The following is a 14,527-nucleotide window of genomic DNA, read 5'->3' as shown; positions in this document are numbered from 1 at the left end:
TGAACAAACAGAAGTGTTAAGAAAAATCTGAACACACTCCAACTATAAATGTGCTTTCAATCATGACAAAATAACTTATGAAAAAAAGCTAACAAAACCGAAGCACTTTAATCGCAAAAGACAATACATTGCCTCCACTTAAACCAAATCTTTGAGCAAGAGCACTGCCAAATACCGCTATATAGCCAGATCGTTTGAATCTGAAAATGTTTTAATGCGTTTTATGGATTTTTTTATCCACAATAAGAGGCATCTCACCTAGCACCGTCAAACCAAGCAAAATAACTATGGACTTTTAAAAAAGCTGCTCTTGCTATTGGCATCATTCTCGAAAAACATAGGAGATAAATTATCCAATCACTTGGAGAGTATCTATGTGATATGGTTGCAAAAGAAAACCATGATGAATTGTCTCTTGAAAGATCATTCTACACATCACTGAATGTAGCATTTGAAGCAACTTCTCGAACAGCAAGTGAAGAAAAAGCCACTGTTTATTTTTTGGGAAACAGTAGCCTCTTTCTTTGAGGGTTTATATATCAACACTTTATTATTTAACAATGCATGAGTTAGAACCTATAGTTAGAACTCATGTCCTGGATCTGTATTAACAGGCTTTTGCGAGAAAAACATTTCAGTATCTGCTTGTAGTACATTTTGACAATTTTTAGATGACTGAACAGCACTCCCAAGGAAACATTTCTTCCCCCACTCTTCTCTTAATTTCTCATCCTTCTTAAATTCTTCTACGCTATAGGTTTTTTCACAACCAGCTACGAGCAACACCGTGATGCATAATAAAATAAATTTTTTCACTTTACCCCTCTTTCAATATCTCATTTGTTAATATCCCCCCCCAAGATGGGGTTTTAATTTTTACGCTATATCAGGATACAACTTTATTATCGTCACTTCTTTGCTTTTATAATAGAAGAATTCACGACAGACGTCGTATGAGTTTTTCATAGCACAAAATGATAAGGAAAGAGCCAAAACTTAATACAAATGATGAAATCATAAGGTGCACTAATCCTTTTGTCCATTCCATTTCAAATATCGATACTGCAACAGGAGTTGTTGCGAGCCCTAGAAAGCCTATAAGCATTATAATGCTTAGTATCACTCTTAATGGACCACGAAGCCATAAAAGAAAGGACTAATCCTTTTTGCCTATTTGTATTTTGGTCATTGATTTTCCCCCTTTAATGTTGTGGCTATTCTCTATTTATTTTTCTCACGCTTCACTATCCCAAAATATACAGAAAACAATAAGTGATACAAGTATTTCTATAGGGATTTCTTCATAAAATCTTCAAAATCGGTTTGGTATTCATTAGATAGAATATGCAACTTAGTAGAAAATAGCTTCATTTAATATTTTTTTAAGGAAAGCAATTTTTTCCCCTTTGAAGAATAGAATAGGATTAACCCAAGTTTGATCAGGCAATTTTTGTTTCAAAATCTCTTTGTTTGTGCGTTCTTTTAACCCACTGTAAAATCATATTTTTCACATCGGGAAATAAATTTACCAAGCATTTTTTATGACTCATAAGAAATTCATGATGCTTCATAAGACAAATGATAGAGACAAAATAATCAAACACTGTAATCTGAGCATAGCAAAAATTTTTCTTTTCAATAAAAGAGCTGTCCCTGAAATTCTATCAAGATAAAGCATAATTTCTATAACAGTTAAATATGTCTAAGGATGCTGTTCACCTTATACAAAGTGTTGATTTATAATGATAATTTATTGTTTTACATGTTAAATGAGAGACACGAATATCCTAAGATTCTCTCATTTCAAACCTGTTTATGTTGAATCAAACAAAACCACTCACTCGCTTGCACATAACAAGCGGGATAAGCGTGTGGATAAAAACTGTTTAAGAAAGGGCTAAAACGCCTCTTATGAATCGCTTTCATGCAAGGACTATCGCAACATTGGGGGCTGGAAAAATAGTATGAGGGTGCCGGCTTGCAACTGCTTATCCAAATTCAAGAGGCATTTTCTCAATGCGATACCTCTTTTGTCCAGAAAGATTTTCATCTTTTATGCAGTAACAGCTGCGTTTTTATACGCATAAAAAGTCTACAAACTGTTAGAAATCAATACCCATGCAACACCCCAAAAAACACAAAAGACATGGAGGAGCAATTTATTGCCCTTACTTTATTCTCGTTAACCAGTATTTAAAGGCGACGTTCAACCATGAGTTTTTTAATCTCAGCAATTGCCTTCGCTGGATTTAAGCCCTTTGGACAAGTTTGTGTACAATTCATAATCGTATGGCATCGATAAAGCCGAAAAGGATCTTCCAAATTATCAAGACGCTCACCACACATTTCATCACGTGAATCAGCAATCCAACGGTAAGCTTGGAGCAAAATGGCAGGCCCCAAATAACGATCGCCATTCCACCAATAGCTGGGACATGATGTCTGACAGCATGCACACAAAATACACTCATAAAGGCCATCGATTTTTTGGCGATCAGTGTAACTTTGCAACCATTCCTTCGCCGGCTCAGGCGAAACGGTTTGCAACCAAGGTTCAATCACACGATGCTGTGCATAAAAGCGCTTTAAATCAGGAACCAAATCCTTAACAACTGGCATAGAAGGAAGAGGATACACTTTTATTGGGTGCTTTACATCATCCATACCTTTGGTACAAGCAAGCGTATTTTTCCCATCAATATTCATCGCACACGAACCACAAATACCTTCACGGCATGACCGACGAAGTGTCAAAGTTGGATCAATATGATTCTTGATAAATAAAAGTCCATCAAGAATCATTGGCCCACAGGCTGAACGATCGACATAATAGGTATCAAGATGGGGATTTTCTTCATCATCAGGCGACCAACGGTAAACATGAAATTCGGTCAGTTGTGTAGCACCTTCAGGCTTAGGCCAAACCTTTCCAGCTTTCACTTGAGAATTTTTGGGAAGTTTAATTTGTACCATAATTTATTCTCCCCTTAGTAAACACGTTTTTTAGGAGCAATACGCTTTAAGTCGATACCACCATCTGCTTCAGGTGTTAACGGATCGACATGAACTGGCCTATATGACAACGTCACTTTGCCCTCTTTTGATAAATTTGAAAGCGTATGATGACGCCAATTTTTATCATCACGCTCTGGATAATCTTCACGCGCGTGAGCACCCCGGCTTTCTAAACGCGCTTCTGCAGAATAAACAGTGGTAATCGCATTAATCATCAAATTCTCAAGCTCTAATGTTTCGACTAAATCAGAATTCCATATCAATGATCGATCTGTTACCTTGAGATCAGACAATTCACCCCAGATTTGACTTATCCGCCGACATCCTTGTTGCAAAGACTCAGCTGTACGAAATACCGCGGCATCTTCCTGCATAGTCCGTTGCATTTTTTCACGCAGCACAGCGGTTGGTATTGCTCCTTGAGCAAAACGCAAACGATCGAAACGTTCCATAATTTCGTCAACGGCAACCTCATTAAGAGGTGGAATTTCGGCATCGCGATCAATCACTTCACCCGCACGAATTGCAGCTGCTCGCCCAAACACGACAAGGTCAATTAATGAATTTGAACCCAAGCGGTTAGCACCATGAACAGAAGCGCATCCAGCCTCACCCACAGCCATCAAACCTGGTTGAACACGATCAGGCGAATCAGCCGTTGGATTGAGAACTTCTCCATAGTAATTGGTAGGAATACCACCCATATTATAATGAACCGTTGGAAGGATGGGGATAGGTTCCTTTGTCACATCAACACCTGCAAAAATCCGTGCTGATTCAGAAATCCCCGGCAAACGCTCATGCAATATAGCAGGATCAATATGGTTGAGAACCAAATGGATATGATCTTTCTTTGGACCAACCCCGCGTCCCTCACGAATTTCAAGCGTTATACACCGCGAAACAAGATCACGTGAAGCCAAATCTTTAAAGGAAGGGGCATAACGCTCCATAAAACGTTCGCCTTCAGAATTGACCAAATATCCGCCCTCACCCCGTGCTCCTTCTGTAATTAAGCAGCCAGAACCATAAATACCTGTTGGATGAAATTGAACAAATTCCATATCCTGAAGCGGCAATCCAGCACGCGCGATCATTCCACCACCATCTCCCGTACAGGTATGAGCCGATGTAGCAGAAAAATAAGCACGCCCATATCCACCGGTTGCAAGAACCACCATCTTAGCAGAAAAACGGTGTATTGTGCCATCATCGAGGTTCCATGCCACAACGCCAGTACACACACCATCAGTCATGATTAAATCAAGCGCAAAATATTCGATAAAAAACTGTGCATTATGCTTTAAGCTCTGTCCATAAAGCGTATGTAAAATCGCATGCCCAGTACGATCTGCCGCTGCGCATGTGCGTTGGACAGGAGGCCCTTCTCCAAACTCTGTCGTATGTCCGCCAAAAGGTCGTTGATAAATTTTACCTTCTTTTGTGCGTGAAAAGGGAACCCCATAATGTTCTAGCTCGTAGACAGCAGCAGGAGCGTTACGCACCAAATATTCCATTGCATCGGTATCACCCAACCAATCAGATCCCTTCACTGTATCGTACAAATGCCATTGCCAATTATCAGGTCCCATATTTGAAAGTGACGCTGCAATACCACCCTGTGCGGCAACTGTATGTGACCGGGTTGGAAAAACCTTTGTGATACATGCTGTTTTTAATCCTTGCTCAGCCATGCCAAGCGTTGCACGCAAACCAGCGCCCCCTGCTCCAACAACAACAACATCAAATTTATGATCTACAGTGCGATAAGGGGCGTTACCTGCTCTAGCGCCCAGAGACGATCCTGTGCTCACCATATTGTTTAAACCCCTAATGCAATTTTTAAGAGAGAAAAAATGATTACACCCCCCAGAACGAAACAAAATAAAACATTCAATACCAAAAATAAGATCCGCATACTTTCATGTCGAATATAATCTTCAATAACAACCTGCATGACAAGTTTCATATGATAAAGGACTGAAAGAGTCATCAATCCCAACGTAATAGCAACAACAGGATGCGAAAGCCGTGCATGCACAATGCTATAGTCCTTTCCCACCAGTGAAAGAATAAGAATAATGAAAAATATCAAAAATGGTAGATTAATAAAACCTGTCAAACGCTCTAGCCAAAAATGCTCTGTTCCTGCGTGCGCACTCCCAAGTCCACGCACTTTTCCAAGTTCCGTTCGAAAATCTTTTTTCATACTTCTCTCCACCCCTCGTTAGACAATGCTATATCCAATAATCCAAATCGCGAAAGTGACGATAAGAGAAATAAAAACTGTTGCCCAAGCAGTTAACGTTGCCTTTTCTTTAGCTAAAAGGCAAGGTTTTATATCCCAAACGATATGGCGAATACCGCCAACCATGTGATGAACGCCAGCAAGAGTATAAAGAAACAAAATACAAAGCCCAGGCACAGAACCATAAATCTTATTAACCATTCCAAATGCCTCAACCCCACAAGCGATTGAAACTAACCAAATAGCGAGAAAGACCATTCCGAAATAAAGTGCCATACCGGTGATACGATGCGCGATTGACATCGCCATAGTAATGGACCAACGATAAATACTTAAATGAGGGGAATGAGGGCGCTCTTTTATTCTAGTTGTCTCTGTCATAAAATATCCGATCTGACTTTCACTGCAACCACATCATGAGCGAAAAGACTCGCACAAAAAATCAAGTGCATTATCGTTTTCACTTGTTTGGCATCTAAAAGGCCAACACTTAAAATTAGGTCGGTTGTCTCAAATAACGGATTAAAGGTCGCGCATAAAAAAACCGATTGTTTTACAGACACAAGCCATAAAACTCGCCTTAATTTAGTACAATTTCATCTTCACGTCAAAGGTCAAACACCGTTTTCAAATATAAACACGTATTTTTTCAAGCCACGCTCATTCCTGCTTCCAAAAGTAGATGACATGCCCCTCCACATAATGCATTCCACTTCAACCATTATGAGAAAAACAAAAAGCGTACTCTTTCGAAGAATACTTAAAACCACCCTTTGTAGCTACAAGTCCTTGTAGCTACAAACACGAATCACTCATAATACAAAGAAGCAATATAAAAGCAGCTTCTTTATAAACTCTTTCTGTAGGAGTATTTATTCGGCAGCTTGTTTTGCCGCTTCCACTGTAACGGCTGCTGCTTCCACGCCTTCAGCAACCTTTGCACTTTTTTTCCGATGATCTCTTTTTTCAGCGATACGGGCAGCTTTACCTCTCAAAGCACGGAGGTAATAGAGTTTCGCGCGACGCACTTTACCGCGACGCACAAGCTCAACACCTTCAATCAAGGGAGAATAAACTGGAAACACACGTTCAACACCTTCACCATAAGAAATTTTGCGCACTGTAAAGGTTTCATTCAGACCACCGCCTGAACGTGCGATACAAACGCCTTCATAAGCCTGAACACGCGTCCGCGTACCTTCGGTCACGCGCACCATAACACGGACCGTATCCCCTGCTTGAAATTCTGGCAGTTGGCGTTTTGCTTCAATTTTTGCGCACTGTTCAGCTTCAAGCTGTGCGATAATATTCATTTCTTTCATCCTTTATTTTCTTTATTGAACAGTCAGAGCGCTCAACTCTTGCCGAAAAAATTTTTCATAAACAAAAAAGAAGTTCTTTAGACTATGCTTTACACAGGAGCGAATACACCATTCCCTAATTTTGGAACTACAGAAAACCCTTTACAGGAAAATTCTCTCAAAAAAGAGAGCCATGCAATACACTACCTTACAACATGAATCAAGTTTTCTGACGATTTTTATTATAAAGAGCATAAAGATCAGGACGACGTTGACGTGTTAACAATTCGGCTTGCTGTTGACGCCAATCGGCGATAGCTTTGTGATGGCCTGATGTCAAAACTGGAGGAATACCCTGCCCTTCAAAAACAGCAGGGCGCGTATATTGAGGGTGCTCAAGCAAACCATTCTCAAAGCTTTCACACTTTCCAGAGATCTCATTGCCCATCACTCCAGGGAGAAGACGTACAATAGCATCCAAGAGAACCAGTGCCGCCGTTTCTCCACCTGAAAGAATATAATCACCAATGGATACTTCCTCCAATTCCCGCGCTTCCACTATCCGTTCATCGACACCTTCAAAGCGCCCACAAACCAATGTCACTCCACAACCAAGCGCCAAAGAACGTGCATAAGCTTGATTAAAAAGCTTCCCACGCGGGCTCATCAGCAACCTTGGCGAATCATTTGGACAACTATCAAGTGCAGCCGCTAAGACATCCGCCCGCATCACCATACCAGCACCACCACCAGCCGGTGTATCATCAACGCTATGGTGCTTATCCAAAGCAAAATCTCTAATCTGCACTGTATCGAGGGACCATATCCCTCGCTCTAAAGCTTGCCCTGCTAAAGAATAACCCAAAAAACCCGGAAACATTTCAGGATAAAGTGTTAAAATGCGTGCTTGAAACTTCATTTTTTCATTCCTTCATCCTCATTTAAGCCAAGTCGCTTTCTATCTTATCTTTCTCCTCGTCGCTAAATAAACCCGCTGCTACTGGATCAACAACAAGAAAACCAGAAGCAATGCAAATTTCTGGCACCGCTGCCTTGCTAAACGGAATAAGTACAGTTTTGCCCGTATCCAAACGCATTTCAAGCAAATCACCAGCTCCGAAATTAAAAAAACCACTCACCTCCCCTAAAATTTGGCCAACATAATCCTGCACACGAAGTCCAATTAAATCGACTTGATAAAATTCATCTTCCATCAAATCATCAACCAATTGATCACGGGTGACATAAAGGTGAATTCCCTTTAAGCCTTCAGCAGCATTGCGATCTTCAATTCCTTTAAAACGCACAATCGCATTACTTTTTTGCACACGAAGAGTTACAATTTCATAAGGACGGCCCATATCATCATAAAGGAGACCATAAGTTTTTAAACGCTGTGGTTCACCACTCAAGACTTTAACCAAAACATCTCCCTTTATACCATGAGGGTAACCAATAATGGCAAGATAGACTTTATTTTTAAGTTTTTCTCTATTATATTTCATGTAAAATATCGTCTTCTAAAAACGAATCCCTCAATTTTATAGCTTTCTATTCAACCTTGTTGCCATATAAAAATCTTCCCAAAAGACCTTTCTTGGTAACAAAACAAATTAATAATTAAGGAGAAGTCTTATGGCAAATGTTATGCTTTTTTACAAAGATATCACCCCAATCAATAAAGTTTCCCATAAAAATTTAAAATTTGCTCCTCCAAGTGATATGTCTTTTGCCAAAGATACTCACTGGGTTCCTTTAGCAAGCAGTGAATATTTTCAAGCAGCTCTACATTATCCGATTTTGTTTATGTGCGCAGAAGATGAACAAAAGAAAAAACACTACACATCCGCTGCTCTTGTAGGTCTTTCTAACGACGAAAATGATTACATCACCTCTGATAAAAGTTGGGAAAAAAATACTTATGTTCCAGCTTTTGTTCGTCGCTATCCTTTTGTTCTTGCACAATTTAAAGATGAAAAAGAGCTTTCTGTTTGCTTTGATCAGCAATCAGGCATGTTTAATGAAGTTACAGGCACAGAACTTTTTAATTCAGATGGATCTATTTCTCCCTTTATGGAAGAGCGTATTCGTTTTCTTGAAAGCTTTAAAATTGCTATGGAAAAAACCGCTGAGTTTATTGATGCTCTTGTAGAGATGGACCTTTTGAGCCAGAAATCAATCAATGTAAAAAATGACAAAGGTCTTTCAGCGCAATTAGAACATTTCTGGGTTGTTGATGAAGAAAAGTTGAACAAATTATCCGCGCATCAGCTTGCAAAACTCCATAAAAATGGCTTTTTAGGATTGATTTTTGCGCATCTTATGTCAACAAACAATCTTTTAAAAATACTCTCTCTAAAAGGTGAAAAACACATTACCAGTCATGAAGAGCAGTCTTCCCAAAAGAACGGTTGCTCCAATGATGAAAAACCTCAAAAGAAAGAGACCCTCAACTAGAAATGCCCGAAAAAGATGACAGTAGAAAAGACAAAAATGTTTTCCTGATTCCAGCCGATCCTGCTATTTTAGCTGCAAGGAAAAATTGGCTGGATAATCTTCTAAAAACACGTCGCGTGGCTGCACACACAGCACACGCCTATGAGCGTGATACACGGCAGTTTTTGTCTTTTCTTTGTCAACATCTCGGACACGAGCCAACTTTTAATGATCTTGCCAATTTGCGCACCATTGATTTACGTGCTTATCTAGCTCATCGCCGTACACACAATATAAGCGCCCGTTCTTTAAGCCGGAGTATGGCGGGTTTACGCTCTTTTTTCAGCTACTTATCCCGCGAAGAGATTGTCAGCGTCCCTGCTGCTAAACTTGTCCGATCCCCAAAACAGCCAAAATCGCTGCCAAGACCTTTGACGATAGAATCAGCACTGCATGTAGTCAAACAAGAAAATCAACAGGAAAGTCAACCATGGATAACTACGCGCAACGCTGCTGTCTTAATGCTTCTTTATGGCTGTGGAATGCGAATATCAGAAGCCTTAAGCCTCACACCAGAACAATTTTCTGATCCTGAAAAAACAAGTTTATTCGTCATTGGCAAAGGTGGAAAAACACGTCTTGTCCCCCTCATCAAAGTCGTTTACGAAGCAGTACAGAATTATCTCAAATGCTGCCCATATCCTTTAGTGGACAAGCAACCAATGTTTCGTGGTGCTCGAGGTGGCCCCTTGCAGCCAGCCATCATTCAACGCGCTGTTCGAAACTTACGTGCTCACTTGGGGTTGCCAGAAACTGCTACACCCCATACACTGCGTCATTCTTTTGCTACTCATCTTTTGTCACGTGGAGGAGATTTGCGTACCATTCAAGAACTTCTCGGCCATGCTTGTCTTTCCACCACCCAAGCTTATACCCATGTGGATACAGACCGCCTGTTGAAAATTTATCAAAAAGCGCATCCCCGCGCCTAAAAACTGCATTAAATAGATTCAACCTCAAGCGCCAAAGCATGAACACATGTTGCTAACTCTTTGTGTAAAACTTTATAAATAGCCCGATGTATTTCTACACGCGTCATACCCGAAAAAGAAGAAGACAGAATTTTCACTCGGAAATGCGTTTCCCCCTTACCATCAAAAGCATGCTCATCATGGGGATGTCCCGCATGAAGATGGCTCTCATTAATCACCTCAAGCTTTTGCGGATGAAAAGCTTCCTGAAGTTTCATGTTGATCGTTGTTTGAATTGTGGTAGACATGTTATTCCTTCATAAAAAGAACGATAGAATACGTCTTTTTTATTATCAAATGGGTGCGAAAATAAATTTTTCAAAAGTCAATTCTTGTCAAAGCAACCGATTTTGCATAAACCTAGAGATATGGCAATAACATCTAAATTATTCGACTCAATTCGAATCAGCTCAAATAAGAAGCAACAGGCTGAATCACAAGCACAGAAGTGTCAATGGGAAGGCTGTGAAAAAGCAGGGACTCATAAAGCACCCGCAGGCCGGAATCACGAAGGGCAGTATTTGCACTTTTGTATCGAACATGTGCGTGCTTATAATAAAAATTTTAATTATTTCTCTGGTCTTAGCGATAAAGATATTGCAAAATTCCAAAAAGATGCTCTCACAGGGCACCGTCCAACATGGCCCACTGATCTCAACAATGGTGTATCGAAAAAGACAGCCGCCACTTACGCGAAAATTCGCTCTGGAACAGCTGCTTATCAAAACCGTATGCGCGATCCATTCACTCTGTTCACGCAACGTCATTCAACCAATACTTTCTCACGAAAATTAAAACCCTTAGAAGCCAAAGCTTTTGATACATTAGGCTTACAAGCCAATGCTTCAGCTGAAGATATCAAAACAAAATACAAAGAATTGGTCAAAAAACACCATCCTGACACCAATGGTGGCAATCGTTCTTCAGAAGAACGCTTTCGCGATGTCCTGCACGCCTATAATTTATTAAAAAAATCTGGTTTGTGCTAAAAGACTGGTTTGTGCTAAAAGAAACGCATATTCATGCGAATTTTTTCATCAAAATCATCATTGTTTTTGCAAAACGTTATAGACCATAGAGTAAAGTATCTCTTTTATAGAGCATTGCATAAGTGCTCTAACTCCTGTATCGTTTCCTAACGAATAAAAGTAAATAGCGTATTTCTTTCCAAAAAAAACAATGACAAAAACAAAGCTTACAGCCGAAAATGTACCCGATATCACAGTCTGCGCTCGTGATCTGTTTAATATTGATACAGATATAAAAGTACCTGCTTTTAGCACAAAAAGCCCTCATGTTCCTGATGTAGATCCCGATTATCTTTTTGATCAACAAACAACTTTAGCGATTCTAGCAGGCTTTGCATTTAACCGCCGTGTTATGGTTTCCGGCTATCATGGAACAGGTAAATCAACGCATGTTGAACAAATTGCTGCACGTCTCAACTGGCCTTGCATTCGCATTAATCTTGACAGCCACGTCAGCCGCATCGATCTAGTGGGAAAAGACGCTATTGTTTTGCAAGATGGGCTACAAATCACTGAATTTAAAGAAGGTATTTTACCATGGGCCTATCAAAACAATATTGCGCTCGTTTTTGATGAATATGATGCGGGTCGACCCGATGTCATGTTTGTCATTCAACGCGTTCTTGAATCCTCTGGACGACTGAGCTTGCTTGATCAAAGTCGTGTCATTGCGCCTCATCCAGCATTTCGTCTTTTTGCAACAGCAAACACCATTGGTCTTGGTGATACGACAGGACTTTATCATGGCACACAACAAATCAATCAGGCTCAAATGGACCGTTGGTCTATTGTGACGATATTAAATTATTTACCTCATGATAAAGAAGTTGCGATCATTTGTTCGAAGGTTAAATCTTTTCAGACAGCTGAGGGAAAAAAGACAATTTCAAAAATGGTGCATGTTGCTGATATGGTGCGCCAAGCTTTTATTAATGGAGATCTTTCAACGGTCATGAGCCCACGCACTGTTATTCATTGGGCAGAAAATACCACAATTTTTCAAGATGTTGGTTTTGCCTTTCGGTTAACCTTTCTCAATAAATGTGATGAACTCGAACGTGCCACTGTCGCAGAATTTTATCAACGTGCCTTTGGACAAGAGCTTCCCGAATCACTCATTCATGGTGTCTTGCCTTAAGGAATACATCAATCATGGCCGCAGAGGTTGGCAACAATAGTCAAAGTCTAAAAAACAACGCTTCCAACAACACTCTTGATGCTGAAGCTTTTAAAAAAGCACTTTCCACTTGTATCCGCGCAATTGCGGGCACCCACAACCTTGAAGTTGCCTTTAGTCACAATAAACCATCCCTGAGCGAAAATTATGCACGCTTACCGGAACTACCACTACACGCAACAAATAAAGATGTAACTGTTACCCGCGGACTAGGCGATTCCATGGCTTTGCGCAAAGCATGGCATGATAGCGGCATCCACATACGATTCGCTCCAAGAGAATCAGAAGCACGCGCTGTTTTTGATGCTCTCGAACAAACCCGTGTTGAAGCAATCGGTACTTTAGCTATGGAAGGCATTGCAAAAAATCTTGATACAATGCTAGCCGATAAGTATCAAAGAGCCCATTATCAGAAGATAAACAGCCAAAGTGAAGCGCCCATTCAAGAAGCAATTGCACTTTTATTACGTGAAAAAATAACAGCGCGTCCTCCCCCAAAAGAAGCTGGGCCTGTCTTAGAATTATGGCGTCACGCAATTGAAGAAAAAGCCGCAGCAGAACTGAACGAACTGACACATCATATTCATAACCAACACGCTTTCGCACGAATTGTTCGTCAAATGCTTGTTACCCTCAAAATGGCAATCCAACTAGAAGAAGATTCTGAAAGTACAGACAACCAAAAATTGTCAAGCGGGAGTGAAGCTCAAAACCAAGCAGAAGAAGAGAGCGAAAACGAAAAACACACCCAAAGTGAAGAACAAACAACAACTGAACAAGAAAGTGATGCGCAAGACGAAGGAAAAACGCAAGCGACAAAATCAAGTGACGCTGATACATTCGAAGAAGAGCAAGAGGACCTTTGGCAAGAAAAACCAAGCAAATCCAAACGCCTTCTTGCTCTTTCAGAACAGATGGAAAGCCTTGGCAATTATAAAGTTTTTACCCGCCAATTTGATGAGGTTTTGGAAGCGACCGATTTTTGCTCTGAAAGCGAATTGGATCACTTGCGCCATTGCCTTGATAAACAAATCAATCATCTTCAAAACATTGTTGGGCGTTTAGCAAACCGCCTACAACGCCGCCTAATGGCACAACAAAATCGCAGTTGGCATTTTGATCTTGAGGAAGGATATCTCGATACAGCACGGCTCCCACGGCTTATTCTTGACCCAACACAACCCCTCTCTTTCAAAATGGAAAGCAACACCCAATTTCGAGATACAGTTGTTTCATTACTCATTGATAATTCAGGATCAATGCGCGGACGTCCGATTACAGTTGCGGCAAGTTGTGCGGATATTTTAGCGCAAACTCTTGAACGTTGCGGAGTCAAAGTTGAAATTTTGGGCTTTACCACAAAAACTTGGAAAGGCGGAAAATCCCGCGAAAAGTGGCTCACCCAAAATAAACCCCATAATCCTGGACGCCTTAATGATTTGTGTCATATCGTCTATAAAAGTGCCGATACACCGTGGCGTCGAGCAAGGCGCAATTTAGGTTTGATGATGCAAGAAGGATTACTGAAAGAAAATATCGATGGTGAAGCCCTTATTTGGGGGCATCAACGTCTTTTATCACGGCGCGAACAGCGTCGCATTCTTATGGTCATTTCTGATGGAGCACCTGTAGACGATTCAACACTGTCCGTTAATTCCAGCAATTATCTTGAAAAGCATCTACGCGCAGTGATTCAAGAAATCCAAACACATTCACCTATAGAACTCATTGCCATTGGCATTGGTCATGATGTCACACGCTATTACCAGCGCGCTGTAACAATTATGAATGCCGAAGAACTAGCTGACGCTATAACAAAACAATTAGCAGCGCTCTTCAGTGATAACAAACCTCGTTCTTATAAAAGATTTTAAAAAAAGCCCTCTTAAATGAGCAGCTTGAGTCTAAATTTAAACATTTGAAACATACGGTAATACAAAATACCTATAGCAGTCATGTCTCTAAAATGCTGCTCTCACAGAGAGTTCAATGTAAAATCTTCTCTCTTTTAAGCACTGTGCCTCTGATAATTTGAGATAAAAGGTGAATTGTAGGAACATTCCCTTTGTAAAGAACAGCGATATTACGAGATAGAAGTATGACATCAAGAGCCAAGGAATTGGCAAAAGAGTTACCCTTCATTAAGGAAAGGTTTCTGGAATGCACATGGAGACTGCAAATCTCATCTAGCGTTTTTTAAGGGTGTTCCTGTTATTTTAAAATGGCAAGGACTTCTCCTTTACCTCAAATGAATGACGCAGTATCGATAAACGTTAGAATCCTAGTATCAA

At 40.4% G+C, this 14,527-nt stretch carries 15 protein-coding genes; 6 read left to right on the top strand and 9 right to left on the bottom strand.

Annotated features, from left to right (window positions below; all coding sequences use genetic code 11):
* Nucleotides 1-381: 381 nt before the first annotated feature.
* Nucleotides 382-528, top strand: a complete 147-nt coding sequence (locus QHG54_RS06455; protein ID WP_317993955.1) for a hypothetical protein — start codon at nucleotides 382-384, stop codon at nucleotides 526-528.
* A gap of 54 nt (nucleotides 529-582) precedes the next feature.
* On the opposite strand, the gene QHG54_RS06450 is transcribed toward QHG54_RS06455, so the two are convergent.
* From QHG54_RS06450 to rimM, 8 genes are all read right to left on the bottom strand, one after another.
* Nucleotides 583-816: an EexN family lipoprotein gene (locus tag QHG54_RS06450; RefSeq protein WP_317993956.1), complete on the bottom strand. Its 234-nt coding sequence runs from the start codon at nucleotides 814-816 to the stop codon at nucleotides 583-585.
* Nucleotides 817-2,193: 1,377 nt separating this feature from the next.
* Nucleotides 2,194-2,973 carry a succinate dehydrogenase iron-sulfur subunit gene (locus QHG54_RS06445; protein ID WP_317993957.1) on the bottom strand — a complete coding sequence of 260 codons (780 nt, stop codon included), beginning with the start codon at nucleotides 2,971-2,973 and terminating at the stop codon, nucleotides 2,194-2,196.
* A 14-nt stretch (nucleotides 2,974-2,987) separates the two neighbouring features.
* Entirely contained in the window at nucleotides 2,988-4,832 is a 1,845-nt protein-coding gene (gene sdhA, locus QHG54_RS06440; RefSeq protein WP_406604045.1) for a succinate dehydrogenase flavoprotein subunit, read from the bottom strand.
* 5 nt (nucleotides 4,833-4,837) lie between these two features.
* Complete coding sequence (sdhD, locus tag QHG54_RS06435; RefSeq protein ID WP_317993959.1) at nucleotides 4,838-5,224, bottom strand: succinate dehydrogenase, hydrophobic membrane anchor protein; 387 nt, start codon at nucleotides 5,222-5,224, stop codon at nucleotides 4,838-4,840.
* An 18-nt stretch (nucleotides 5,225-5,242) separates the two neighbouring features.
* Nucleotides 5,243-5,644: a succinate dehydrogenase, cytochrome b556 subunit gene (gene sdhC / locus QHG54_RS06430; protein ID WP_317993960.1), complete on the bottom strand. Its 402-nt coding sequence runs from the start codon at nucleotides 5,642-5,644 to the stop codon at nucleotides 5,243-5,245.
* 491 nt (nucleotides 5,645-6,135) lie between these two features.
* Complete coding sequence (gene rplS / locus QHG54_RS06425) at nucleotides 6,136-6,576, bottom strand: 50S ribosomal protein L19 (RefSeq protein ID WP_317994083.1); 441 nt, start codon at nucleotides 6,574-6,576, stop codon at nucleotides 6,136-6,138.
* A gap of 208 nt (nucleotides 6,577-6,784) precedes the next feature.
* Nucleotides 6,785-7,483: a tRNA (guanosine(37)-N1)-methyltransferase TrmD gene (trmD, locus tag QHG54_RS06420; RefSeq protein WP_317993961.1), complete on the bottom strand. Its 699-nt coding sequence runs from the start codon at nucleotides 7,481-7,483 to the stop codon at nucleotides 6,785-6,787.
* A 22-nt stretch (nucleotides 7,484-7,505) separates the two neighbouring features.
* A complete protein-coding gene (gene rimM / locus QHG54_RS06415) occupies nucleotides 7,506-8,069 on the bottom strand; it encodes a ribosome maturation factor RimM (protein ID WP_317993962.1) in 564 nt (187 codons plus the stop codon).
* Nucleotides 8,070-8,199: 130 nt separating this feature from the next.
* Between rimM and QHG54_RS06410 the strand changes: the two genes are divergently transcribed.
* Nucleotides 8,200-9,021 (top strand): SapC family protein, encoded by an 822-nt coding sequence (locus tag QHG54_RS06410; protein ID WP_317993963.1) that lies wholly within the window; start codon nucleotides 8,200-8,202, stop codon nucleotides 9,019-9,021.
* 2 nt (nucleotides 9,022-9,023) lie between these two features.
* A complete protein-coding gene (locus QHG54_RS06405) occupies nucleotides 9,024-9,992 on the top strand; it encodes a tyrosine recombinase XerC (protein WP_317993964.1) in 969 nt (322 codons plus the stop codon).
* An 8-nt stretch (nucleotides 9,993-10,000) separates the two neighbouring features.
* Here QHG54_RS06405 and QHG54_RS06400 read toward each other — a convergent pair whose 3' ends face one another.
* Complete coding sequence (locus QHG54_RS06400; protein WP_317993965.1) at nucleotides 10,001-10,279, bottom strand: BolA family protein; 279 nt, start codon at nucleotides 10,277-10,279, stop codon at nucleotides 10,001-10,003.
* Between the two features lie 120 nt (nucleotides 10,280-10,399).
* Between QHG54_RS06400 and QHG54_RS06395 the strand changes: the two genes are divergently transcribed.
* The 3 genes from QHG54_RS06395 to cobT all read left to right on the top strand — a co-directional run bounded on the left by QHG54_RS06395 (nucleotide 10,400) and on the right by cobT (nucleotide 14,110).
* On the top strand, nucleotides 10,400-11,020 hold the full coding sequence (locus QHG54_RS06395) for a J domain-containing protein (RefSeq protein ID WP_317993966.1): 621 nt from the start codon (nucleotides 10,400-10,402) through the stop codon (nucleotides 11,018-11,020).
* A 190-nt stretch (nucleotides 11,021-11,210) separates the two neighbouring features.
* The gene (gene cobS, locus QHG54_RS06390; RefSeq protein ID WP_317993967.1) at nucleotides 11,211-12,197 is read left to right on the top strand and encodes a cobaltochelatase subunit CobS; all 987 of its coding nucleotides are present in this window, start codon (nucleotides 11,211-11,213) and stop codon (nucleotides 12,195-12,197) included.
* Nucleotides 12,198-12,211: 14 nt separating this feature from the next.
* Nucleotides 12,212-14,110, top strand: a complete 1,899-nt coding sequence (gene cobT, locus QHG54_RS06385) for a cobaltochelatase subunit CobT (RefSeq protein ID WP_317993968.1) — start codon at nucleotides 12,212-12,214, stop codon at nucleotides 14,108-14,110.
* The last annotated feature ends 417 nt before the right edge of the window (nucleotides 14,111-14,527 follow it).

Origin of the sequence: Bartonella gliris (assembly GCF_045277155.1) — a bacterium.
In the GTDB taxonomy this organism is placed as follows: Bacteria; Pseudomonadota; Alphaproteobacteria; order Rhizobiales; family Rhizobiaceae; genus Bartonella; species Bartonella gliris.
The sequence above is the reverse complement of the archived record's forward strand: the minus strand, read 5'-3'. Positions and strand labels throughout refer to the sequence as shown.